The following is a 24,005-nucleotide window of genomic DNA, read 5'->3' as shown; positions in this document are numbered from 1 at the left end:
TCACCCGATGTCCGTTTGCGGATTGAGGCCACCGATCGTGCCGGAACTTTCCGAACACCGTGTTCGGTTACGTGATAGGCAGTCGCTCCGATGTCAAGCAAAAAGGACCCCCGAAATGACCAACATGACGATCGCCGGCGGGCGCTCCGATGCCCGTTTCCGCGCCGGATCTGCAGCACTGATCGTGCTTGCGTTGACATGCATCCACCACGCCTATGGCGCGGCCGCATTCGATACGCCGTGGCGGCTTCATATCATTCTGTTCGCGGTGCCAGCGGCGATCATCATCGTTACGCTGCTCTATCTCGCCGGGGCCTACCGACACGAGACGCGCGGCCGGCTCGCGCTATGGGCCGCCGCGCTGATCATCCTCGCCTTTCCCGTTGCGATGATCGGCTTCTACGAGGGCGGCTACAACCATCTCATCAAGAACATCGTATTTTTCGTCGGCGGCGAGGACACGGCGCGGAGCCTGTTTCCCGCACCGACCTACGAGATGCCGAACGACACGATCTTCGAAGTCACCGGCATCGCGCAGTTTCCGCTTTCGGTCCTGACCACCGTCATGACCATCGCAATGCTGCGCGAAACCCGCCGGTAACGGCCGGCTCTCGGGGCGGGCGCTCAGCTCGCCCCGGCAAGGCACGTGGTAAGCGAGGTGGTGAGGTTGCGGATCAGTTCGAAATAGAGTTCCGGCCCGTCCTCCAGGTCGGCGCCGAGCGGGTCGAGCACGCCAGTACGCGCCTGCGTTCCCTCGGCCACCACCGAGATGAGGCGCGGTTCAAATTGCGGCTCGGCGAAAATGCAGGTTGCCCCAAGCTCGGCAACCTTGGCCCGAATATCGGTCAGGCGCTGCGCGCCGGGGATGGCGTCCGGGCTGACGGTGATCGAACCGGCCGCCTGGATGTCGAAGCGGTTCTCGAAATACTGGTAGGCGTCGTGGAAGACGACGAACCCCCTGCCGCGCACCGGCGCCAGCGCCGCGTCGGTTTCCGCGATCAGCGCATCCAGCTTCTCGTTGAGTGCGTCGGCGTTGGCCTCGTAGGTTGCGGCGTTGTCCGGATCGGCCGCGCTCAGCGCCTCTTCGATCTCGTGCACGAAGGCTTTCGCGTTACTCGGGTCGAGCCACAGATGCATGTCGATCGCGCCGTGATCGTGGCCCTCGTGCCCATGACCTTCATGGGCGTGATCGTCGCCGCCATCATGATCGGCTTCATCATCGTCATCGTCGTGGGCATGGTCGTGCCCTTCGTGGTCGCCATGGTCGTGCGCCTCGAACGGCCCGCCTTCACGGAAATCGAGCTCGACCAGATCGTGCGCTTTCACCAGTTCGACGACGCGGGCGTTGCCACCCAGCGTCTCCAGCGGTCCCGCCAGGAATGTTTCCATGCCCTCGCCGACCCAGAACACCACCTTGGCCCGCTCGAGCGCGCGCGCCTCGGACGGCCGCAGCGCATAGGCATGCGGGGACGCCGCGCCCTTTACCAGCAGTTCCGGCTCGCCGACACCTTCCATCACGGCCGCGACCAGCGAGTGCACGGGCTTGATGGACGCCACGACACCGTCGAGCGCCCAGGCGGGACCGCCGCACAAGACAGCCGCCGATGCTGTCGCGAAGCCGAGAGTGCGAAGCTTGTGACGGATCATGCGGGTAGCTCCCTTCAGGTACATTGAACGCGACATGTAATGATATTACATTGCGAAGCGCTATAACCTGTGCCATATGCCGCTGACAACCCCCGGACCGATGCAGATGCTGAAAAAATCCGATCCAATTGAGCCGGCACGCCGCGAAATCCTCGTGAGCCTCAAGGGCACCGGCGTGCATCGCGGCGGTCGCTGGCTGGTGCGCAACGTCGAGTTCGACATTGCCCGCGGCGAGATCGTCACGCTGATCGGTCCCAATGGGTCGGGCAAGAGCACGACGGCGCGCACCGCCATCGGCGTGCTCAAGCCCGATGAAGGCAGCGTCACACGGATGCCGGGGCTGACGGTCGGCTACGTGCCGCAGAAGCTCGCCATAGACTGGACCCTGCCGCTAACCGTCGAGAGGCTGATGACGCTGACAGCTTCGCATCCCGCGGCAGAGATCGGGGAAGCACTCGATTCCGTGGGCATCGCGCATCTGGCGCGCGCAGAGGTGCAGGCGCTGTCGGGCGGCGAATTCCAGCGCGCCCTGCTTGCGCGCGCGATCCTGCGCAAGCCGGACCTCCTGGTCCTCGACGAGCCGGTGCAGGGTGTCGACTTTTCGGGCGAGGTCGCGCTCTACGAACTCATCGGCGCGATCCGCGACCGCACGGGCTGCGGCATCCTGCTGATCTCGCACGACCTGCATGTGGTGATGGCCAGCACCGACACGGTGATCTGCCTCAACGGCCATGTCTGCTGTCGCGGTACGCCGCAGACGGTGGTCGCCAGCCCGGAATACCAGAAGCTTTTCGGCGCGCGGGCTGCGGGCACGCTTGCGATCTACCGGCACCATCACGATCACACGCACCTGCCCGACGGACGCGTGCAGCACGAAGACGGGTCGGTCACCCAGCATTGCCACCCCGACGATGGCCATCACCAAGACCACGATCATCATGACGAGGCCGGCCATGCTCGATGATTTCTTCAGCCGGGCGCTAGTGGCCGGTGTCGGGCTGGCGCTGACGACCGGGCCGCTCGGCTGTCTGATCGTTTGGCGGCGCATGGCCTATTTCGGCGACACGATGGCGCATTCCGCCTTGCTGGGCGTGGCGCTGGCTTTCCTGTTCGAGATCAATCTGACGGTCGGCGTCTTCATCGCGGCCATGCTCGTCTCCATGGCGCTGCTCGCTCTGCAGCGGCGCGGAGCGCTTTCGACCGACGCGCTGCTCGGCATCCTCTCGCATGCGACACTGGCGATCGGCCTCGTCATGGTCGCCTTCATGACCTGGGTGCGCGTCGACCTGATGGGCTTCCTGTTCGGCGATATTCTGGCCGTCTCGCGCCTCGACATCGCCCTCATCTACGGCGGCGGCGCACTGGTGCTGGGCCTCCTTGCGTGGCTCTGGCGACCATTGCTGGCCGCCACCGTCAACGAGGAACTGGCACGCGCCGAAGGCATGGCGCCGGACCGCTCCCGCTTAGTCTTCATGGTGATGATGGCGCTGGTGATCGCTATTGCCATGAAGATCGTCGGCATCTTGCTTATCACGGCGCTGATGATCATCCCGGCGGCAGCGGCGAGGCGCTTTGCTTCGACGCCGGAACAGATGGCCGTCATGGCCTCGCTCATCGGCGCGTTGGCCGTGATCGCCGGCCTGTTCGGCTCGCTGGAGTTCGACACTCCGTCAGGCCCCTCCATCGTGGTTGCCGCGCTCGCCTTTTTCCTTCTCAGCCTGCTACCCTACGCTGGACTCTTGAAGCGTGGCGACAGCGCCAATGGAAGGCCCGTACCATGAATGCGACCCATCAGGACCTGACCCGGAACCAGACGCTGGTGCTCGACACGCTGGCCAAGGCCGACGGTCCACTTTCCGCATACACCATCCTCGACCGGCTGCGCGGCGACGGGTTTCGCGCGCCTTTGCAGGTCTATCGCGCGCTGGAGAAACTGCTCGGTTTCGGTCTCGTGCATCGGCTGGAATCGCTCAATGCGTTCGTTGCCTGTGCCCATCCCCACTGTCACGCGCACGGGCTGATCGCCTTTGCCATCTGCGAGGATTGCGGACAGGTCGACGAGTTCTCCGATGCCGTGGTGCGGGAACGGCTCGGCGCATGGTCGGCAGAAAACGGCTTCAAGGCGGAAAAGACCACCATCGAGATCCGCGGCCATTGCGTGAACTGCGCAGCCGCCTGAAGCCGCACCCACTGCATCCATCGTTACTGTAGCCATCACAGCGCCGCGCATGGCGCGCGTGTGTCTTATCTTGACTTTAATCAATCGATTGATTAAATTATAGCCATGAAAAGCGACAGCAATGCATCCGGCGCGAGCCGATCGGCCGAAAGCACTCGGGCCGCCCTGATCGAGGCGGGCCTCAAACTGTTCGGAGAGAAAGGTTATGCAGCGACGTCCACGCGGGAGATAGCGGCGAAGGCCGAGGCCAATATCGGCTCGATCGCCTATCATTTCGGCGGCAAGGAAGCGCTCCGCGACGCGTGTGCGGAGCATATCGTGAAGACGGTGCGCGGCTTTGCCGAGCCCACCATCATGGCCGCCCCCCTGCCTGCCGACGCATCGGCTGCGGAAGAGCAGCTATGTGCGGCCATCCAGCGCATCAGCGGCTTCCTGCTCGCAAGTCCGGAGACGGCCGGCTTCGTCCGTTTCATCCTGCGTGAGCTGCAATACCCGACGACGGCGCTCGACATCATCTACCATGGCGTATTCGAGCCTGTTCATAAGCTTCTCTGCCGCTTCTGGGCGACGGCGACCGGCGAGGACGCCGAGAGCGAAGACGTCAAGATCGCCGTCTTCACCATGATCGGCCAGCTCGTTTATTTCCGGATCGGCCGCGAAGCGGTCATGCGCCGTCTGAACTGGGCGGAGCTCGGCCAGGATGAGACACAAAAGATCACGCAAGCGGTCGCGGTCAACATCAAGGCTGCCATCGCAGCGCGGCGGAGCATGTCATGAGCTTTCTCTGCGCAGTGCCCTTCGCGACCTGGCTCATGGCCTCCTGTGTGCAGCCTTCGACGCTGGCCGTGGGCTATGTCGAAGGTGAATATGTACTGTTGGCCCCGATCGAGACAGCGCAGATCCTTTCGCAGGACGCGCGGCGTGGGGATCGGGTCGAGCCCGGCCAGGTGCTGGCGACGCTTGAAAGCGACGACGCACGCATTTCAGTCGCCGAAGCGGAAGCTGCGCTCGCCCAAGCGCAGGCGCAGCTTGCCGACCTGAAACTCGGCAAACGACCGGAAGAAATCGCCGTGCTGGAAGCCGCCATGCGCGCCGCAAAGGCGCAGGCGTCGGAAGCGCGCCGCGTCGTCGAACGAACGGGCGACCTGCGCCGGCGGGGCATCGCGACGCAGGCCGATCTCGACCGCGACGAGACCGCGCTCGAACAGGCCGAAGCGGCTGTCGGTCAGGCCGAGGCCAATCTGGAGGTAGCACGCCTGCCCGCGCGCGAAGAGACCATACGGGCAGCGGAGGGCGCGGTCCGTCGCGCCGAGGCGGCGCTGGAACAGGCGCGATGGAAACTGGAAAAGCGTACACTGGTTGCACCGGTCGCCGGCCGCGTCGACGACGTCATCAGGACACCGGGGGATACCGCTGGACCGGCCGCCCCGGTCTTTTCGCTGTTGCCCGAAGGCGGCGTCAAGCTCAAGCTCTACGTGCCTGAGCCGCGCTTCTCGTCGATCGAGGTCGGCAGCGTCCTTTCTGTCGCCTGCGACGGTTGCCCGGCCGGTCTGACGGCCCGTGTCAGCTATGTCTCACCCGATCCGGAGTTCACACCGCCGGTGATCTATTCGCTGGAGACCCGGCAGAAGCTCGTGCATCTGGTCGAGGCGAAGCCCGAAGGCGACGCGCGCAACCTCAAACCCGGCCAGATCGTCGACGTGGACCTCGCGCCATGAACGCCGTCGAGGTCAGCGGGCTGGTCAAGCGCTTCGGCGACAAGACGGTCGTGGACCACGTTTCGATGACCATCCGAGAAGGCGAGATCGTCGGTTTCCTGGGCCCGAACGGATCCGGCAAGACGACGACGATCCGCCTGATGTGCGGGCTGCTCACGCCCGACGAGGGCGAAGGACAGGTGCTCGGCTTCGACCTGATTACCGATGCGCTGAAGATCAAGCGCGAGGTCGGCTACATGACGCAGAAATTCTCGTTCTACGAGGATTTGACGATCGCCGAGAACCTCGAATTCGTCGCGCGGCTGTATCAGTTGAAGCCGGTCGGCGAGCACGTCGACAGGACGCTGGATGAACTGGGGCTCAGTTCGCGCCGCCGCCAGCTCGCCGGCACGCTTTCAGGCGGCTGGAAACAGCGCCTTGCGCTTGCGGCCTGCATCATGCACCGGCCGAAGCTGCTTCTGCTCGATGAGCCAACTGCCGGCGTCGATCCCAAGGCGCGGCGCGACTTCTGGGACGAGATTCACCGGCTGGCGGCGGGAGGGCTGACCGTCCTCGTATCCACCCACTACATGGACGAGGCCGAGCGCTGTCACCGCATCAGCTACATCGCTTACGGCCGGATGCTGGCAACCGGTACGGTCGATGAGGTGGTGCGCGATGCGGGATTGACCACCTTCGTTGTGCGTGGGCCCGACGTCCATCGGCTGGCGCAGGAGATTTCGTCCTTGCGCGGCGTCGAGCAGGCCGCGCCGTTTGGCACGACGCTGCACGTCGTCGGCAGCGACGCGGCAAAGCTTGAAACGTCGCTTTCCGAATTCACCAAAGAGCGGCACGGCATCTCGTTCGAACGTGGCGAAACCAGCCTGGAGGACGTCTTCATCCAGTTCATGAGCGGCGCGCGGGACAACATGCAATGAGTGACCGGTTCTCGTTCGGCCGGCTCGGCGCCTTGTTGATGAAAGAATTCATCCAGATGCGGCGCGACCGCATCACCTTCGCGATGATGCTCGGGGTGCCGCTGATACAGCTTCTTCTCTTCGGCTACGCCATCAACTCCGACCCCAAGCAGCTTCCGGCGGCACTGGTGGTTGTCAGCCAGGATCACTACACGCGCGCCATGGTCTCCGCGCTGGAGACGACCGGCTACTACCGCTTCGATCATGTCACCGCCAGTGCTTCGGAAGCCGAGTCACTGATAGCGTCCGGCGCGGTGGTCTTCGTGGTGACAATCCCGTCCGACTTCGCCCGGCGCGTCGATCGCGGCGACAACCCGCAAATCCTGATCGAGGCCGATGCGACGGACCCCTCGGTCGCCAGCGGCGCGATCTCCACGCTCGGGACGGTGGCCAACGAGGCGCTGCTGCGCGAGCGAGGCATGCAGACCGCGGCGGCGCAGGATGCCGCCAGCCGGCTCGATGTGATCGTGCACCGCCGCTACAATCCGGAAGGCGTGTCGCAATACAACATCGTTCCCGGCCTGCTGGGTGTGATCCTGCAGATGACGATGGTGATGATGACTTCCATCGCGCTGACCCGCGAGATCGAGCGCGGAACGATGGAGAACCTGCTCGCCATGCCGGCAAGCCCTTTCGAGATCATGATCGGCAAGGTTCTGCCCTATCTCGTCGTCGGCTCGGTGCAGGTCGTGGTGGTTCTGTCGGCGGCAAAACTGCTGTTCGATGTACCCTTTGTCGGCGGCATCAGCCTGCTTCTTGCAGCCGTCCTGATCTTCGTGCTGTCGCTGGTGCTGCTCGGCTATTTCATATCGACGGTGGCGCGGACGCAGATGCAGGCGCTGCAGCTCACCTTCTTCTTCTTCCTGCCATCGATCATGCTATCGGGTTTCATGTTCCCGTTTCGTGGCATGCCGCAATGGGCGCAGTGGATCGGCGAGTTCTTTCCGCTCACGCACTTCCTGCGCATCGTGCGGGCGGTGATGCTCAAGGGCGCGAACATGTCGGAGGTGACGACGGAAATCGTCATCCTCTGCCTGTTCATACTCGCTTATGGGGGGATTGCGCTCGCGCGCTTCCGCCGGACGCTGGACTGACCAGCACGCGGCCGCTGCCAAGAGACAGCGGCCGCGACAAGATCAGGCGATGAAGATGAAGGTCGCCAGAATGAAGACCGGCACCAGTATCGCGACCGACCACAGAATGTAGCCGAAGAAGCTCGGCATCGCGATGCCCTGGCTGCGCGCGATGGCGTAGACCATGAAGTTTGGCGCGTTGCCGATATAGGTGAGCGCGCCCATGTAGACGGCGCCCGCCGAGATTGCGGTCAGCGTCGGCGCGAGAACCGTCATCAGCTCCTGCGGGTTGCCTCCGGCCATCTCGAAGAAGACCAGATAGGTCGGCGCATTGTCGAGGAAACCCGACAAGGTGCCTGTCAGCCAGAAGTAGGCAACGTTGTTGGGCTCGCCGGCGGCGCCGGTGACCAGCGAGACGAGGGGTGCGAAAGCGCCATCGAGGCCGGCCTGGAGAATTGCGATCACCGGGATGATGCAGATGAAGATGCCCGCAAACAGCTTTGCCACCTCTAGGATCGGCTCCCAGTTGAAGCCGTTTGCGTCGCGGAATTCCTGACGCGACACGGCCAGTGACACGAAGGCGAGCCCCACTATGATGGCATCGCGCAGGAGGTTCTGCAGCTCCAGCTCGGTCCCGTGCACCGTGAAGGTGATGCCCGGATCCCAGATGCCCGACATCAGGATGGCTGCGATCACGCCGCCAAGCAGCGGCGCGTTGATGAGGCCGCGAATACGAACGCGGGAATCCGGAGTCGGATCGACAACGCGCATCTCGCCTTCGCGCCGATAGAGCATCGTATCGAGCAGGTAGAAGACGGCAAGCAGGATCACGACGATGAAGGTCGCGGACGGCAGCATGTGCGTCGTGGTCCAGAAGAAGTCGACGCCACGCAGGAATCCGAGGAACAGCGGCGGATCGCCCAGCGGGGTCAGCGAGCCGCCGATGTTGGAGACCAGGAAGATGAAAAAGATGATGACGTGCGCGTTGTGCTTGCGACCGTCATTGGCGCGGATGATCGGCCGGATGAGGATCATCGACGCACCGGTGGTCCCCACGATCGACGCCATGATCGCGCCAATCAGCAGCAGACCTGTATTGACCAGCGGCGTGCCGTGGATGTTGCCGGCAACCAGAATGCCGCCGGAAATCGTGAACAGCGCGAAAAGCAGGATGATGAACGACATGTATTCGAGCAGCATCGTATGCAGCACCGACGCCATCGCGGTGCTGAAGCCGAAACCGAGGGTCAGCGGCACGACAACCAGTACCGCCCAGAAAGCGGCGATCTTGCCGTAGTGGTGTTCCCAGAAATGCGGAAAGAACAACGGGCCGGTGGCAATCGAAAGCAGGATACCGGCGAATGGTATGGCCCACAGGAGGGACATCGAATCGCCTGGCAGGCCCTCGGCCGCAAATGCGGTTTCCGGAACGACCAGCCCACCCGCAACAAGCACGGCCATCCACACCACAAATCGCATCGACTCCCCTCTCCTGTTCGCATTCTATCGGTCCCGTCTTAACCGTCAGGTTCGGTCTGGAGAAGCAGAATCGTACCGAATGCACCGAATTGAAGCACTTTGCCGCGGCGAACAGCGCTCTTTGCCTTTGGGCGCGAAAGCATTAAGAAGCGGCTGAACAGGCAATTTTCTGGAGAGCCAGCGATGACATCCGTCATAAAGGTCCCCCCACTCGTCACCGTCTTCGGCGGGTCGGGTTTCCTCGGTCGCCACGTCGTTCGCGCGCTGGCAAAGCGCGGCTACAGGGTGCGGGTTGCCGTTCGCAACCCGAACCTTGCCGGACACCTTCAGCCGCTTGGCAATGTCGGACAGATTCAGGCGGTCCAGGCCAATCTGCGCGTGCGCTGGTCGGTCGATCGCGCGGTGCAGGGCGCCGACCATGTGGTCAACCTCGTTGGCATCCTGTTCGAGAGCGGCCGGCAGAGCTTCGATGCGGTGCAGGATTTCGGCGCGCGCGCCGTCGCCGAAGCCGCAAGAGCTGAAGGTGCGACGCTCACCCACGTTTCGGCAATCGGCTCCGGCAAGGAATCGCCTGCAGACTACGCGCGCACGAAGGCGCGCGGCGAGCAGGCGGTCCTTGAAACGATGCCGGACGCTGTGATCTTCCGTCCCTCGATCATGTTCGGACCCGAAGACGGCTTCTTCAACCGCTTCGCTGCAATGGCGCGCCTCTCGCCTGCACTGCCGCTGATCGGTGGAGGTCACACGAAGTTCCAGCCGGTTTATGTCGCCGACGTTGCCGAAGCGATCGCGCGTTCGGTCGAAGGCAAGGTCGAGGGTGGCCGCATCTACGAGCTCGGCGGCCCCGAGACCATGACCTTCAAGCAGTGCATGGAAAAGATGCTCGAGGTGATCGAGCGCAAGCGCATGCTGGTCTCCGTGCCGTGGGGCATGGCGCGGTTGCAGGGCTCGCTGCTCGGGCTGCTGCCCAACCCGCTGCTCACACGTGATCAGGTCGAGATGCTGCGCACCGACAATGTCGTTTCGCAGGCGGCGGAGCAGGAAGGCCGGACCTTCGAGGCGCTCGGCATAAAGCCGCAGGCGATGGATGCAATCCTGCCATCCTATCTCTGGCAGTACAGGCCGGCCGGCCAGTTCACGCAGCCCAACGCCGCCTGAGCGGCGGCTTGGACGCGCTCGCCGCCGCCCTGCCGGAAGGTATCGGCACCTCAGCGGCAGCAGTGCTCGTCGTCGCTTCGTTCTTCACGTCGGCGCTGACCGCTGCGTTCGGACTTGGCGGCGGCATCGCGATGCTGGCAATGCTTGGCGTCTTCGTGCCGGTGGCCGCCCTGATTCCCGTACATGGCGCCGTGCAGCTCGGTTCCAATACGGGCCGTGCATGGCACCAGCGCGCGCATGTGCGTACCGATATTTTCGGGCCCTTTCTTGCAGGCTCTCTGCTTGGGGCCGCCGCGGGCGCGGCCATGGTTGTGCAGCTGCCCGACGCCGCGCTGAAGGTGGTGCTCGGGCTTTTCATCATCGCCGTCACATGGGCGAGGATACCCGGCTTCGACCGTCTCGGCCGGGCCGGGCTCGCGATCGGGAGCGCCGTCACCGCGCTGGTCACGATGTTCGTCGGCGCCACGGGTCCGCTGCTTTCCGCCTTCTTCGCGCAAATCCTGCCGGACGACCGCAAGGCGCTGGTGGCGACCCACGCCGCAGGCATGACCATCCAGCATTTCCTGAAGGTGGTGGTGTTCGGCTTCGCGGGTTTCGCGTTCGCGCAGTGGCTGCCGCTTGTCGCTGCCATGGTAGCGTCGGGTTATCTCGGCACCATCTATGGCAGCGCCTGGCTGGAAAAATTGCCCGAGAAAACGTTTCGCCGCTGGTTCCGGATCGGCATCACGCTTCTGGCCGCCGACATGATCCGGCGCGGCCTTCATTCTGGCCTGGGCTGATCAGCCCCAGATCAGCAACGCGAGCAGGCCGACGGTCCCAACCAGCAGCCGCCAGTACGCAAACGGCGCGTAGCCGCGACGCGACACAAAATCGAGCAGCTTGCGCACAACCACGACCGCAGCGATGAAAGCGAACAGGAAACCGGTTGCGATGATCGGAAGGTCGTTGGCCGACAGGATGTCCCGGTTCTTATAGAGATCGTAGGCGAAGGCGCCGGCCATTGTTGGCATGGCGAGGAAGAACGAGAACTCGGCCGCAGAACGCTTGTCGGCGCCGAGCAGCAGCGCACCCACGATCGTCGCGCCCGAGCGCGACGTGCCGGGGATCATCGCGAGGCACTGGAAAAGGCCGATACGGAAATAGACCGAAAGCGGAAACTCGGAGGCATCGGTATATTTGGGCTTGATCGCCCAGCGGTCGACCCAGAGCAGGATGAAGCCGCCGAGAATCAGCGTGATGCAGATCAGCATCGGGCTTTCGAACAGCACCTCCTTGATAAAGCTGTGCGCGAAGGCGCCTATTATCGCGGCCGGGAGGAAGGCGATCAGGATGCCGAGGACGAAAGTCTGCGTGGCGCGGTCGGATGGTAGCTTGATGAGCATGTCCCAAAGCCGCGCGAAATAGACAGACAGAATCGCCAGGATGGCACCGAGCTGAATGACCACCTCGAAGACCTTGCCGGTTGACTGGAAGCCCATGAAATGGCCCGCCAGAAGAATGTGACCGGTGGATGAGACGGGAATGAATTCAGTCAGGCCTTCCAGGATGCCGAGAATCGCGGCCCCGACGATCGTCTGTTCGCTCATGTCTGCTCCGGCAGTTTATGCGCCGCTTGCTTGTCAGGAAATGGATGAGCGCCTATAGGACGAGACCGCCTCGCGCCCGACTCAGGAACGGGTTCGAGACTTAGACCCGCTGCCCTAAAAAGGCCAGACCATTCCTGTTTGCCGGTGCCATGCTGACTCTGTTCCATCATCCGCTTTTCCCCGCGTGCCGGTTCGTCCGCCTTTCCTTCGGCGAGTATGGCGAGGAACTGGCGCTGATCGAGGAGAAGCCTTGGCTCCGGCGCAAGGAATTTCTGACGCTCAATCCCGCCGCGACTCTTCCCGTTCTGCTGGCCGAAAGCGACGAACCCATCGTCGGCGCCACGGTGATCGCTGAATATGTCGATGAGACGCGCGGCGTCCTCAAGCGGGACAAGCGGCTGTTCGTAGAGGACCCGCTGGCGCGTGCGGAAATCCGCAGGCTGGTGGACTGGTATCTGGTCAAGACCGAGGCTGACGTTGCCCGCCATCTGGTACGCGAGCGCGTGCTGAAACCGGTCATGGCAAGCGAGCATGGCGGTGGCGCGCCCGATTCGGGCGCTATCCGAGCAGCCAGGGCCAATGTGCGGCAGCACATGAAATACACCAACTGGCTGGCCGGCACGCGCAACTGGCTCGCAGGCACGCGCCTGACCTATGCCGACATGGCCGCGGCCGCGACGCTTTCCGTGCTCGACTATCTCGGCGAAATCTCCTGGTCGGACTATCCGGCAGCCAAGGACTGGTATTCGCGGATGAAGTCGCGACCCTCCTTCAGGCCGCTGCTGGCCGACCGGGTGCGCGGCCTTTCGCCGGTTTCGCATTACGCCGACCTCGATTTCTGATGAAGGCCGGCCTGAAACCAGTCTCAAAAGACCGGCTTCGGGACTTTCTGAACCTCGAAGCAAAACGACAGGGCTTCGATTCGATCGCCGTCGCCAGTCCCGATTCGGTCCCGCTCGCACCGCGCCGGCTTGCCCACTATGTCGACAAGGGCAGACACGGCACGATGGAGTGGATTGCCGAAACGGCAGCGCGACGCGGAAACCCGCGCGCGCTGTGGCCAGAGGTGCGCTCGATCGTCATGCTGGCGATGAACTACGGGCCCGATACGGATCCGCTGGCGCTTCTGGCGCGCAAGGAGCGCGCGGCAATCTCGGTCTACGCACGCCATCGCGACTATCACGACGTCATCAAGGGACGTCTCAAGGAGATCGCGCAGAAATTCGCCGCGCGCAGCGGCGCGGACGTCAAGGTCTTCGTCGACACCGCGCCGGTGATGGAAAAGCCGCTGGCCGAGTCGGCCGGCATCGGCTGGCAGGGCAAGCATACGAACCTCGTCAGCCGCGAATACGGGTCATGGCTTTTCCTCGGCTCGATCTTCACAAACGCGTACCTTTCGCCGGACGCTGCCGAGCAAGATCGTTGCGGCTCCTGCCGCGCCTGCCTCGAGATCTGCCCCACGGATGCTTTTCCGGCACCCTACCAGCTCGATGCGCGACGCTGCATCTCCTACCTGACCATCGAGCACAAGGGGCCGATTCCGCGCGAGTTTCGCGCCGCGATCGGCAACCGCATCTACGGATGCGACGATTGCCTTGCCGTCTGCCCGTGGAACAAGTTCGCCAGCGTGGCATCCGAGGCCAAGCTGACCGCGCGGGAAGACCTCAAGGAGCCACGGCTGGCAGATCTTCTCCAGCTTGACGATCCAGCGTTCCGCGCGCTCTTTTCCGGCTCGCCGGTCAAGCGCATCGGGCGTGACCGCTTCATCCGCAACGTGCTGGTTGCCGCCGGCAATTCAGGCGAGACGGCCCTGATACCACCAGTACAAACGTTGCTTGGCGATCCGTCGCCGCTCGTGCGCGGCATGGCCGTATGGGCGCTCTCCTGCCTGCTTGATGGCGATGCGTTCGAAAGGCTGATGGCAGACCACCTCGCAGGCGAATCCGATCCGGACGTAATCGCTGAAATCGGGAGTATCGTTCATTGAGCATGAGACTGTTCATCTTCGGCGCCGGTTATTCCGGCCGGGCCATCGCACGCTGCGCCATTGCAGACGGCGCATTCGTCGCCGGCACGACCCGTTCGGCGGACAAGGCCGAGGAACTGCGCGCCGACGGCATCGAGCCGGCGCTGTTCGACGGTGGCCCGCTGTCGTCCGAGATCGAGGCGGCACTGGGCGAGACCACCCATTTGATCGTATCGATCGCGCCGGGTGATAGCGATCCCGTCCTTTCGGCCGCCCGCGACACGATCGTGAAGAATATGCCGGCGCTGCGCTGGATCGGCTATCTCTCGACGGTCGGCGTCTATGGCGACCATCAGGGCGTCTGGGTCGACGAGGATGCCGAATGCCGCCCGGTCTCGCGCCGGTCGCAGGCGCGGCTCGCAGCCGAACGTGCGTGGCTGGCGCTTGCCGTGGAAACGGACCTTCCGGTGGCGATCCTGAGGCTCTCCGGCATCTACGGGCCCGGCCGCAACGGCTTCGTGAACCTCGACAAGGGCACGGCCCGGCGCATCGTCAAGCCGGATCAGGTGTTCAACCGTATCCATGTCGACGACATAGCCGGCGCGACCATGCTACTGGCGAAGGAAGCCAAGGGCGGCATCTTCAACGTCACCGACGACGAGCCGGCACCGCCGCAGGATGTCGTTGCGTATGCCGCATCGCTGATGAGCGTAGCGCCGCCTCCGGAAATCCCCTTCAACGAGGCGGAAATGACCCCCATGGCGCGCTCGTTCTATGGCGAGAACAAGCGCGTCGCCAACGCGCGCATCAAGCAGGCAGGCTACCGCTTTCGCTTTCCGGATTACCGCGCGGCCCTTGACGATTTGTGGTCGAGCGGCACATGGCAAGGTCGTGCCGAGGGCGCGGACGCACGATCGAGGATCGGCGACTGAACTGTTATGATTCGCTTAACCATGCACCTGCAAGCTAGAGCGCGGGCATTGGGGCATCTGTGAATCCATCGATTGCCGGAGGCCGGTACATGCGTCTTTCAACCGTTATGCGTCATCTTGCCAGTGCTGTCGTCGCGTTTGCCGCGGCCGTTTCGGGCGCGATGGCGGATCCGCTTGCCAAGGATGCATTCGGCGCACAACGCCTGCCGGCCGCCACGCAGGCCGCGGCCCACGGCTTCTATTCGAAGGGCTGCTTCGCCGGCGGCATGGCGATCGCCACAGATGGCCCGAACTGGCAGGCGATGCGCCTGTCGCGCAACCGCCGCTGGGGTCATCCGGAAATGATCGCGCTGCTCGAGCGGTTCTCGCGCGAGGCCGCGCAAGATGGATGGCCCGGCCTGCTGATCGGCGATGTCTCGCAACCGCGCGGCGGCCCGATGCTGTCCGGCCATGCCTCGCATCAGATCGGATTGGATGCGGACATCTGGTTCCTGCCCATGCCGAACCGACGGCTGTCGGCAGGCGAACGCGAGAAGCTCGATTTCGTCTCCATGCTGCAGCCCAATTCGCTCTACGTGGACGATCGCAAATGGACGCCGGCGCATGCCCGGTTGCTCCACCGCGCCGCGAGCTATCCGAATGTCGAGCGGATTCTCGTTCACCCGGGCGTCAAGAAGAAGCTTTGCGATACGGTCGGCGGCGACCGCTCCTGGCTACGCAAGGTACGCCCTTTCTGGGGTCACGATTCGCACTTCCATATCCGTATCGGCTGCCCGGCGGGCTCGCCGGGCTGCCGGACGCAGGATGCGGTTCCGCGTGAAGAGGGTTGCGACCAGTCGCTGGCCTGGTGGTTCACCGAGGAGCCTTGGCGGCCCGCGAAGGGGCCGGCCAAACCCAAGGCGCGTGATGTTCTGCGTCTTTCCTCGCTGCCATCCGCCTGCGAGGCGGTGCTCGCCGCGCCGGCGCCGATATCAGAAGCAGCCGTGACCGTCAGTGGGCGCGGCACGCCGATGATCGCAACCAATGCCCCGCCGGTGGCGGCCAACGCCTTTGCGCCAACGCCCGAACGGACGATCCCTCTGCCGCAGCCCCGCCCATACGACTGAGCGGTTTCCTTGACAGTGGGCGCGCCGGGGCAATAAGAGATTTCTAAATCGATTTAGCTCCTCCCTTACGGACCTCGCCTTGGCCGACCGCCTGCGCCTCGCCTTGATCGCTCATGATGCAAAGAAGGACGACCTTGTTGCCTTCTGCACGACACATGCGAATTTCATCGCTGGCTGCGACATCGTCGCCACGGGCACCACAGGCGGCCGCATTGCCGATGCCGATCCGCGCTTTTCGGTGCGCAGGCTGCGCAGCGGGCCGCTCGGAGGTGACCAGCAGATCGGCGCCCTGATCGCCGAAGGCGTTGTCGATGCCGTGATTTTCCTGGTCGACCCGCTGACGCCGATGCCGCACGACGTGGACGTGAAGGCGCTGATGCGGCTCGCCATCGTCTATGATATTCCGATTGCGCTGAACGTCGCCACGGCCGAAATCATTTTGACCGCCATGGAGGCGGACGGCCGCAACGGGGACCGTAGCTGACATGCCAGGCGAGGACCAGACCATCACCATGCTCAAGTTTCCGGTTCTCATCGGCGACATCGGTGGCACCAATGCGCGCTTCGCGATCCTCGTCGACGCCTATGCCGAGCCGAAGGAATTCCCGATCGTTCAGACGGCGGACTTCGCGACCATCGACGAAGCGATCCAGACCGCCATCCTCGACCGCACGTCCATCCTGCCATTGTCAGCGGTGCTTGCCGTGGCCGGGCCCGTCGACGGCGACGAGATCGAGCTGACCAACTGCGACTGGGTGGTCAGGCCAAAGCAGATGTTCTCGACGCTCGGTCTGGAAGAGGTGCTGGTGCTCAACGATTTCGAGGCTCAGGCGCTTGCCGTCGTCGCGCTCGGTCCCGAGCACATGGAGAAGATCGGCGGCGGCGAACCGGAGCCAGCAGCCGGGCGTGTCGTGCTCGGACCGGGCACAGGTCTCGGCGTCGCAGGGCTGGTCCATGCGCGACACACCTGGATACCCGTCCCCGGCGAGGGCGGTCATGTGGACATCGGTCCACGCAGTCCGCGCGATTTCGAGGTGTTTCCGCATATCGAGAAGATCGAGGGCCGTATCTCCGCGGAGCAGATGCTGTGCGGCCGCGGTCTCGTCAATCTCTACCGGGCGGTCGCCAAGGCAGACCAGACCACGCCACGTTTTTCGACGCCCGCCGAGATCACCAGCGCCGCGCTGGACAACAGCGACGCGACCGCCGGGGAAGCGCTCGACATCTTCGTCACTTGCCTTGGGCGGCTGGCAGGGGACCTCGCATTGATCTTCATGAGCCGCGGCGGCGTCTTCCTTACCGGCGGCATCGCCCAGAAGATCGTTCCAGCCCTCAAGAACGGCCGCTTCCGCGCCGCTTTCGAGGACAAGGCGCCGCATAACGATCTGGTCAAGGCGATGCCCGTCTACGTCATCACCCATCCGCTCGCGGCGCTGTCGGGACTGGCTGCCTATGCCCAGACGCCGGCGCGCTTTGGCGTCGAGATGGAGGGACGGCACTGGGTAAATGCCTGACCCGGCGTCAGAAGGGCTGCGGATTGCCGATTGCATGAGGCTGTGCGAAAGGGCATAGCCAAGCGCGGAAAAGGCATGACCGGGAAGAACGGTTTGGCGGTAAAAGACGAAAAGGGAGCGCTCGAGACCCTGCGAGGCGACGTCCTCCCCGTGCTCAAGCGCGTGCTGGCGGAAAATGCGCGCGACTATGTCGGGCTCTACGTCGCCGCCATCGGCTGCCTGCTGGCGGTCGCGGGCGCGACCGCCTTCATTCCGTGGGTGATGCCGCCGCTAATTGACGGCGTCTTCTACGAGGAGCGCTTCGACCTGATCCCCTGGATCTGCGGCGCGGTCATCCTCGTCTTTCTCATTCGCGGTGCCGCCACCTACGGGCAGGCGGTCATACTCGCCACGATCGGCAACAACCTCGTCGCCCGCTACCAGCGCCGCATCTTCGACCACCTGATGCGGCTCGGACTGGACTTCTACACGGAGCAGCGCTCGGGCCGGCTTGCCGCACAGATCAACGAAAACGTGCTGGGCGTGCGTGACATGCTCGGCATGACGCTGAAGTCGGTCGTCGGCGATGCCGTACTGCTGCTCGCCCTGGTAGGCGCGATGATCGTGCTCGATCCGAAGCTTTCGGCCATCGCGCTCCTCATCGGCCCACCGCTGATCTTCGCGGTCAATCGCATCATGCGGCGGCTGCGCAAGGTTGCGCGTCAGGCCGTCGAGGTGAACGCACGGCTCGTCGGCGCCATGCAGGAGACGACCCAGGGCATCGCCGTGGTGAAGGCGTTCACCATGGAAGAACAACTTGCGCGCCGCATGGACGGGCTGGTCGCCGAAGCCGAAAACCGCGCCAACAAGATCGCCCGCGTCTCCGAACGCGTCACGCCAATTTCCGAAGCGCTGGCCGGTTTCGCGATCGCCGGCGTCATCGCCTATTCGGCCTATCAGGCATCGGCCTCAGGCACGCCGCCCGGCTCGGTTTTCGGTTTCATCACCGCGCTTCTGCTTGCCTACGATCCCGCCCGCAGGCTTGCGCGCGTCCAGGTCAATCTCGAGCGCTCGCTGGTGAACGCGCGCATGATCTACGAGCTGCTCGACATCGAACCACGCCAGCGCGATGGCGCGGATGCCAGGCCACTGGACGTATCCCGGGCCGAGGTGCGGTTCGACGGCGTGTCGTTCTCCTACGCCGATGACCTGCCAGTGCTGCGCGCGGTCAGTTTCGTTGCCGAGGCCGGCAAGACGACCGCCCTCGTGGGCGGCTCCGGCGCCGGCAAGTCAACGATCGTGACGCTTCTGCAGCGGTTCTACGACCTTGCCGAGGGCGCGATCCTGATTGACGGACAAGACATCGCACACGTCACCAAGGCTTCGCTTCGCGCCAACATCGCCTATGTCTCGCAACATCCCTACCTGTTCGAGGGATCGGTGCGCGACAACATCCGCTACGGCCGGCCTGACGCCACGGATGCCGAAATCGAGGAGGCGGCACGCCTCGCCCATGCGGACGAATTCATCGCCGGAATGCCGCAAGGCTACGACACGCCGGTTGGCGAGAACGGCGTGACGCTTTCCGGCGGCCAGCGCCAGCGGCTGTCGATCGCCCGCGCCATCGTGCGCAACGCGCCGATCCTGCTGCTCGACGAGGCGACCTCCGCGCTCGACACCGAATCGGAGGCCCGCGTTCAGGCTGCACTTGAAACGATCATGCAGAACAGGACCACGATCGTGATCGCGCACCGCCTGTCGACGGTAGTGAAGGCAGACCATATCGTCGTGCTGGAAGCGGGCCGCGTGGTCGAGGAAGGCACGCATGCGAGCCTGATGAAAAGCCAGGCCGGCGCTTATGCACGGTTTCACCGGCTGCAGGGCGAACCGGTTTCCAGAAAGGGAGGGAATGCCGCGTGACTATGGGGCTCGTCGTCGTGGGTGCTGCAGGCCGCATGGGCCGCACGCTGATACGAGCCGTACACGAGACGCCGGGCGCAAGCCTAGTCGGCGCCGTGGAACGGGAAGGCTCGCCGTTCATCGGCCAGGACGCAGGCATGCTGGCAGGTGTGGAACCGCTCGACGTAACGATCAGTGACGATCCTCTGCCGGTATTCGCTAGGGCCGACGGCGTGCTCGACTTCACCGTTCCGTCAGCCACGACGGTTTTCGCGGGCTATGCCGCCCAGGCCCGCATCGCGCATATCATCGGCACCACCGGCTGCTCGGATGCTGATGACGCGAAGATCGCCGCGGCGGCGCGCCACGCGACGATCGTCAAGTCCGGCAATATGAGTCTCGGCGTCAATCTGCTCGCCGCGCTGGTGGAACAGGCCGCCAAGGCCCTCGACGCCGGGGATTTCGACATCGAGGTGCTTGAGATGCACCACCGGCACAAGGTCGACGCGCCGTCGGGCACCGCGCTGCTGCTTGGCGAAGCAGCGGCGGGGGGCCGCGCGGTCGCCCTGTCGCAGAACAGCGTGCGCGTGCGTGACGGCCACACCGGCCCGCGCGAGGAAGGCACGATCGGTTTCGCATCGCTGCGCGGCGGCTCCGTCGTCGGCGACCACTCCGTTATCCTTGCGGGAACAGGCGAACGCATCGTCCTTTCACACCACGCGGAGGACAGGGCGCTGTTCGCGCGCGGCGCGGTCAAGGCGGCGCTTTGGGCGCACGACCGCAAGCCCGGCCTCTATTCGATGCGCGATGTACTCGGCCTCTAGCGCCTCAATCCAAACCACCATCAACAGCAGGAGAACCCCATGTCCGGAACGCTGGTCCTCGTCCGCCACGGACAGAGCGAATGGAACCTGAAGAACCTGTTCACCGGCTGGCGCGACGTCGGGCTGACCGAGCAGGGCCATGAAGAGGCCAAGACTGCCGGCGCTAAGCTCGCCGCGCGTGGCCTCAAATTCGACATCGCCTACACGTCCGCGCTCGTGCGCGCGCAGGTGACCTGCCAGCACATCCTCGACGCGGTCGGCCAGGCCGATCTGCAGACGGTGCGCGACCAGGCGCTGAACGAGCGCGACTATGGCGATCTCGCCGGCCTCAACAAGGACGACGCGCGCGCCAAGTGGGGCGAGGAACAGGTTCATGTCTGGCGGCGCTCTTACGACGTTCCGCCGCCTGGTGGCGAGAGCCTGCGCGACACCGGCGCACGGGTCTGGCCTTATTACATGCATGTGATCCAGCCGCATGTGCTGCGCGGCGAGACGGTTCTGGTCGCCGCGCACGGCAACTCGCTGCGCGCGCTCATCATGGCGCTCGACGGGCTTTCGGGCGAGGAGGTTGTCAAGGTCGAGCTCGGCACCGGCGTGCCGATCATCTACCGCCTCAATGCCGATTCGACGGTCGCCTCCAAGGAGATCATCGAAAGCTGAGCGGCTTTGCGCGTCTGTCGCGAGATTGTCATTGACAGCACAGGCGCGCCCGCTTACATCGGCCTCGCACCACGCATGGTCCCGTAACCGAACTCTTCGGGAAGGCCCGTGCGGTCATCTAGCCCAGGTGGCGGAATTGGTAGACGCGCACGGTTCAGGTCCGTGTGCCGCGAGGCGTGGAGGTTCGAGTCCTCTCCTGGGCACCACTACACCGCTGAGCTTCCAGCCGAAGCATGTCGCGAGCCTGCCACTACTTCAGGTGGTGTCCGAAATGCTGGTAAACGACGCGGTGCCGCTCTACCCTATTGATAATACCTTCCATGAAACGGGCGCAGCCAAGCTGTTGGCGCGGTGTGCCATCGGGACAGATCATCGCGCCGATCTGCTCACGAGACATTTGAAGCGTCTCTATACAAAAGCGACCAAGCGGATAAAACTCGCTCCCGATCCGCCGCATGCTGAACGGCTCGATACCTTCCGTGCCGATCCTCTGGAGCCGCATGTGCAGCGCTGCCAGCGCATCGCGCTCACTGGGATCATCGCAGCTAAGAGCCATCCGGCCGATGTTGCGCGCATGACGCCTGAGTGTGCCAAGGTGGTAGGGCTCGCTGCTCTCCCCCACGGCGAACAGTCGGGCGGCGGCAACGATGGCGGTTTTCTCGTCGGTCATATCTGCGGCTCACGCTTCCGGGGCCAAATAGCAGGCAATCGTACAGATTTTTCTCCATTGCGGAATCGCCCAGATCGAGCATGACCGCGACCTATTCTAGCGTCAAGCGCCGCCTGAACAGGCAGAAGAAGGCCATGTCCGACCAATCGCTCTTGCCCCTGTCCGATTCCATCCGGCACCCATCATCCCAAGTGGGTACAATAGGCCGTGCAGGCTCGCTGCGGCGAATAGCAGGTGCCCTCGTGTCTACGCGTAAGGCTTTTCGGTGAAGCGACGAGTTTCACCCGACGTTGCGTTGACTGCATGCCGAGCAAAGATATGCCGTCCCACGTTCTGAAAAGCTCAGTGGAAATGCAGGCTTCGCCTTCACGAATGTGGTTGATCTCGCCTCTGTGCGAGTGTCGCAGCGAGCACGCTCGCCAGTACCGGCGGCGGGGTGGGCTTGGAAAAGACCCTGAGGCTTGGATACTGCCGTTCCAGTTCGGGCCCCAAACCCGCGCCAGTATGCACCAGCAACTGGACGTCTTCGTTCGTCAACGCCGCGATGACCGGACCGATATCACCGTCTGGAAGGTTCACGTCGAGAATTGCGGCTTCCACCTGTTCTGTATCGATCAGCGCCAGGGCCTGCCTGACGGTGGCGGCAGGGCCCACGACAGTTCCGCCAGCGCTTTCAATCGCATCGGCCAGATCAAATGCAATGAAGGGCTCGTCTTCGACGATCAATACACGCCGTCCATCCAACGCAGACCCGGTAATGTTATCAATCTCTTTCATGGTCTCGGAATAGTTCAACTCGACTGAAATGCCATCAACGGTGGAGTTGTTCCATCGGCAGCCTGAAATGAATGTGAACGCCGGAGGCGCGCCAGTCGTAGCTTATCTCTCCCCTTAATTGGCCGGTCGCGCTCGAGTTTGCCAGCTTGCTGCCGAATCCTTCAAGTGTAGGGGGATGAATTTCCCGGTCGGCGACAGTCTCTTTCCAGTGAAGCTCCAGTTGGTCAGCCACCACGACCCATTCGATGGCGATCGCGCCATCATGAGAGTGCAAGGCACCGTATTTTGACGCATTGGTCGCCAGTTCGTGAAAAATCAGCGCGAGGCTCGTCGAGGCATCCTTGCCAAGCCAGACCTCGGGTCCGCTGATCGAAAGCTGCCGGCCGTCGGCAAATTCCACATGCGGCCTGGTGACCTCCTCGACGAGCGAGCGAAGCGATGATTGCTGCGAACTGTCGGCGTCTGTCGCGATGGCTGAGCGGATCAGTTCATGTGCCTTGGCAAGCGCACCCAATCGTCCCCTCAACCTTTCACTCATCTCTTTGACCGATGGCGCCGTGCGGGCCGTCATCGTGATCATCCCGGAGGCGATCGCAAACAGGTTCTTGACCCGATGATTCATCTCCCTGAGCAGGAGTTGCCTCGCTTCTTCCGCCTCCTTCAGATCATGGATGTCGGTACACGTTCCGAACCACCGCATGATTTCACCGTTGGTGTCGCGAACGCACTGTGCACGACCGATCACCCAGCGATATTGACCTGAACGGTGCCTCAATCGGTACTCGATGTGGTACGGCTCACCCGTTGCAAGGCTTTGGCGCCAGACCTGCCAGGCGCGCTCCTGATCGTCTGGATGGAACATGCCGTTCCATGCCTCGCCGTCAGTCGACCCATAGGGCATGCCCGTATATTCGTACCACCGGTCATTGTAATAGTCGTGGAAGCCGTCGGGGCGCGTCGACCAGAGCATCTGGTCGATCGCGTTCACCATCGCCTCATATTTGGCCTCGCTGGCGCGCAGCGCATCTTCGGCCCTGGCTGCATGCGTCACATCCGTGGCCTGTACGAAAACACCGCTGCGCAATCCGGCAACGTTCGTAAGCGGCTGATAGACGAAATCGATAAGACGCTCCTCCATCGGACCGCCGGGCGTGCGCGATAGTTCCACCGAAACCGCGCGCCCGACAAATGGCTCGCCCGTTTCGAAAACGCGATCGAGAAGTTCGATGAACCCCTGGGTCACAACCTCCGGCAGGACCTCTGCAACAGGCCGTCCAATCAGGTCCTTCCGCCCTACCAGTTCCTCATAGGCAGCATTCACGACCTCAAAGACATGATCCGGGCCGGCGAGCATGGCTACAGCGCTTGGCGCCTGGGCAAACATGTTTCCCATTCGCTCGAGCTCCGCCTCCGCCTGCCGGCGCGCCAGCACCGCGTGGGTCGTTTCATTGCCCTGGTTGAAGACCCCGACAACCGAACCATCCTCACCCCGGATCGCGGTGAAACTGTAATTCCAGTATGTTTCGTGCCTCACGCCGTTTCGGACCATCGGCAGCATCTGGTCGAAAACCGAAAAGCCCTCTCCGGTTTGCATGACCTGTTCGAATTGCGGGCCCACCACATCCCAGATGTCCGCCCACACCTGCGCGCCTGGTCGGCCGAGAGCCCAGGGGTGCCGCTCCGCGGGAATCGGCGCCCACGCATCGTTATAGAGCAGCCTCAGCTCCCGACCCCAGTATATCGCCGTGGGAAAACTCGAGTGGAGGCAGATTGAAAGGGCGGAACGCAGTGATTGCGGCCACGTCGTCGGACACCCAAGCGGGGTCTCGCTCCACGAGTGGGATCGGATCAGGCGGCCCATTTCGCCACCACCGGACAGAAA

Annotated in this window: 25 protein-coding genes and 1 tRNA gene; 20 read left to right on the top strand and 6 right to left on the bottom strand. The window is 63.7% G+C overall.

Features of this window, described 5'->3' with window-relative positions; translation table 11 throughout:
* Positions 1–115: 115 nt before the first annotated feature.
* On the top strand, positions 116–601 hold the full coding sequence (locus V1479_RS02050; RefSeq protein ID WP_368801439.1) for a hypothetical protein: 486 nt from the start codon (positions 116–118) through the stop codon (positions 599–601).
* 23 nt (positions 602–624) lie between these two features.
* Here the strand turns inward: V1479_RS02050 and znuA are convergent, their stop codons facing one another.
* A complete protein-coding gene (gene znuA, locus V1479_RS02045; RefSeq protein WP_368801438.1) occupies positions 625–1,647 on the bottom strand; it encodes a zinc ABC transporter substrate-binding protein ZnuA in 1,023 nt (340 codons plus the stop codon).
* 106 nt (positions 1,648–1,753) lie between these two features.
* Between znuA and V1479_RS02040 the strand changes: the two genes are divergently transcribed.
* The 7 genes from V1479_RS02040 (at position 1,754) to V1479_RS02010 (ending at position 7,594) form a co-directional block, all read left to right on the top strand.
* Positions 1,754–2,611, top strand: a complete 858-nt coding sequence (locus V1479_RS02040) for an ATP-binding cassette domain-containing protein (RefSeq protein WP_368801437.1) — start codon at positions 1,754–1,756, stop codon at positions 2,609–2,611.
* Entirely contained in the window at positions 2,565–3,428 is an 864-nt protein-coding gene (locus V1479_RS02035; protein ID WP_438620492.1) for a metal ABC transporter permease, read from the top strand. The genes V1479_RS02040 and V1479_RS02035 overlap by 47 nt, the downstream gene beginning before the upstream one ends.
* On the top strand, positions 3,425–3,826 hold the full coding sequence (locus tag V1479_RS02030) for a Fur family transcriptional regulator (protein WP_368801435.1): 402 nt from the start codon (positions 3,425–3,427) through the stop codon (positions 3,824–3,826). The genes V1479_RS02035 and V1479_RS02030 overlap by 4 nt, the downstream gene beginning before the upstream one ends.
* A 105-nt stretch (positions 3,827–3,931) precedes the next feature.
* Entirely contained in the window at positions 3,932–4,603 is a 672-nt protein-coding gene (locus V1479_RS02025; protein ID WP_368801434.1) for a CerR family C-terminal domain-containing protein, read from the top strand.
* Complete coding sequence (locus V1479_RS02020; RefSeq protein WP_368801433.1) at positions 4,600–5,544, top strand: HlyD family secretion protein; 945 nt, start codon at positions 4,600–4,602, stop codon at positions 5,542–5,544. The genes V1479_RS02025 and V1479_RS02020 overlap by 4 nt, the downstream gene beginning before the upstream one ends.
* The gene (locus tag V1479_RS02015) at positions 5,541–6,461 is read left to right on the top strand and encodes an ABC transporter ATP-binding protein (RefSeq protein WP_368801432.1); all 921 of its coding nucleotides are present in this window, start codon (positions 5,541–5,543) and stop codon (positions 6,459–6,461) included. The genes V1479_RS02020 and V1479_RS02015 overlap by 4 nt, the downstream gene beginning before the upstream one ends.
* Entirely contained in the window at positions 6,458–7,594 is a 1,137-nt protein-coding gene (locus V1479_RS02010; RefSeq protein WP_368801431.1) for an ABC transporter permease, read from the top strand. Before V1479_RS02015 ends, V1479_RS02010 begins: the two co-directional genes overlap by 4 nt.
* Positions 7,595–7,636: 42 nt before the next feature.
* Here V1479_RS02010 and V1479_RS02005 read toward each other — a convergent pair whose 3' ends face one another.
* Entirely contained in the window at positions 7,637–9,052 is a 1,416-nt protein-coding gene (locus V1479_RS02005) for a sodium:proton antiporter (RefSeq protein ID WP_368801430.1), read from the bottom strand.
* 183 nt (positions 9,053–9,235) lie between these two features.
* Between V1479_RS02005 and V1479_RS02000 the strand changes: the two genes are divergently transcribed.
* A complete protein-coding gene (locus V1479_RS02000; RefSeq protein ID WP_173188523.1) occupies positions 9,236–10,210 on the top strand; it encodes a complex I NDUFA9 subunit family protein in 975 nt (324 codons plus the stop codon).
* 8 nt (positions 10,211–10,218) lie between these two features.
* Entirely contained in the window at positions 10,219–10,989 is a 771-nt protein-coding gene (locus V1479_RS01995) for a sulfite exporter TauE/SafE family protein (RefSeq protein ID WP_368801429.1), read from the top strand.
* On the opposite strand, the gene V1479_RS01990 is transcribed toward V1479_RS01995, so the two are convergent.
* Positions 10,990–11,796 (bottom strand): undecaprenyl-diphosphate phosphatase, encoded by an 807-nt coding sequence (locus V1479_RS01990; RefSeq protein ID WP_368801428.1) that lies wholly within the window; start codon positions 11,794–11,796, stop codon positions 10,990–10,992.
* Positions 11,797–11,945: 149 nt separating this feature from the next.
* Here V1479_RS01990 and V1479_RS01985 point away from each other — a divergent pair, with 149 nt between their 5' ends.
* The 10 genes from V1479_RS01985 to V1479_RS01940 all read left to right on the top strand — a co-directional run bounded on the left by V1479_RS01985 (position 11,946) and on the right by V1479_RS01940 (position 20,882).
* Complete coding sequence (locus V1479_RS01985; protein ID WP_368801427.1) at positions 11,946–12,638, top strand: glutathione S-transferase family protein; 693 nt, start codon at positions 11,946–11,948, stop codon at positions 12,636–12,638.
* Positions 12,638–13,783: a tRNA epoxyqueuosine(34) reductase QueG gene (gene queG, locus V1479_RS01980; protein WP_368801426.1), complete on the top strand. Its 1,146-nt coding sequence runs from the start codon at positions 12,638–12,640 to the stop codon at positions 13,781–13,783. Before V1479_RS01985 ends, queG begins: the two co-directional genes overlap by 1 nt.
* A gap of 2 nt (positions 13,784–13,785) precedes the next feature.
* Complete coding sequence (locus V1479_RS01975) at positions 13,786–14,694, top strand: NAD-dependent epimerase/dehydratase family protein (protein ID WP_368801973.1); 909 nt, start codon at positions 13,786–13,788, stop codon at positions 14,692–14,694.
* 89 nt (positions 14,695–14,783) lie between these two features.
* Positions 14,784–15,800: a penicillin-insensitive murein endopeptidase gene (gene mepA / locus V1479_RS01970; protein WP_368801425.1), complete on the top strand. Its 1,017-nt coding sequence runs from the start codon at positions 14,784–14,786 to the stop codon at positions 15,798–15,800.
* A gap of 79 nt (positions 15,801–15,879) precedes the next feature.
* Positions 15,880–16,284 carry a methylglyoxal synthase gene (locus tag V1479_RS01965; RefSeq protein ID WP_368801424.1) on the top strand — a complete coding sequence of 135 codons (405 nt, stop codon included), beginning with the start codon at positions 15,880–15,882 and terminating at the stop codon, positions 16,282–16,284.
* Between the two features lies 1 nt (position 16,285).
* Positions 16,286–17,314 (top strand): glucokinase, encoded by a 1,029-nt coding sequence (locus tag V1479_RS01960; RefSeq protein ID WP_173188537.1) that lies wholly within the window; start codon positions 16,286–16,288, stop codon positions 17,312–17,314.
* 75 nt (positions 17,315–17,389) lie between these two features.
* Positions 17,390–19,213 (top strand): ABC transporter ATP-binding protein, encoded by a 1,824-nt coding sequence (locus V1479_RS01955; RefSeq protein WP_368801423.1) that lies wholly within the window; start codon positions 17,390–17,392, stop codon positions 19,211–19,213.
* Between the two features lie 2 nt (positions 19,214–19,215).
* Positions 19,216–20,016: a 4-hydroxy-tetrahydrodipicolinate reductase gene (gene dapB / locus V1479_RS01950; protein ID WP_368801972.1), complete on the top strand. Its 801-nt coding sequence runs from the start codon at positions 19,216–19,218 to the stop codon at positions 20,014–20,016.
* A gap of 39 nt (positions 20,017–20,055) precedes the next feature.
* Positions 20,056–20,676: a 2,3-bisphosphoglycerate-dependent phosphoglycerate mutase gene (locus V1479_RS01945; protein WP_368801422.1), complete on the top strand. Its 621-nt coding sequence runs from the start codon at positions 20,056–20,058 to the stop codon at positions 20,674–20,676.
* Positions 20,677–20,797: 121 nt separating this feature from the next.
* A tRNA-Leu gene (locus tag V1479_RS01940) sits at positions 20,798–20,882 on the top strand.
* Between the two features lie 44 nt (positions 20,883–20,926).
* Here the strand turns inward: V1479_RS01940 and V1479_RS01935 are convergent.
* The 3 genes from V1479_RS01935 to V1479_RS01925 form a co-directional block, all read right to left on the bottom strand.
* Complete coding sequence (locus tag V1479_RS01935; RefSeq protein WP_368801421.1) at positions 20,927–21,346, bottom strand: hypothetical protein; 420 nt, start codon at positions 21,344–21,346, stop codon at positions 20,927–20,929.
* Positions 21,347–21,712: 366 nt separating this feature from the next.
* Entirely contained in the window at positions 21,713–22,123 is a 411-nt protein-coding gene (locus tag V1479_RS01930) for a response regulator (protein WP_368801420.1), read from the bottom strand.
* 34 nt (positions 22,124–22,157) lie between these two features.
* Positions 22,158–23,765: a sensor histidine kinase gene (locus V1479_RS01925; protein WP_368801419.1), complete on the bottom strand. Its 1,608-nt coding sequence runs from the start codon at positions 23,763–23,765 to the stop codon at positions 22,158–22,160.
* Positions 23,766–24,005 lie beyond the last annotated feature (240 nt).

This window comes from Neoaquamicrobium sediminum (assembly GCF_040970315.1).
Lineage (GTDB): Bacteria > Pseudomonadota > Alphaproteobacteria > Rhizobiales > Rhizobiaceae > Aerobium > Aerobium sediminum.
The sequence above is the reverse complement of the archived record's forward strand: the minus strand, read 5'-3'. Positions and strand labels throughout refer to the sequence as shown.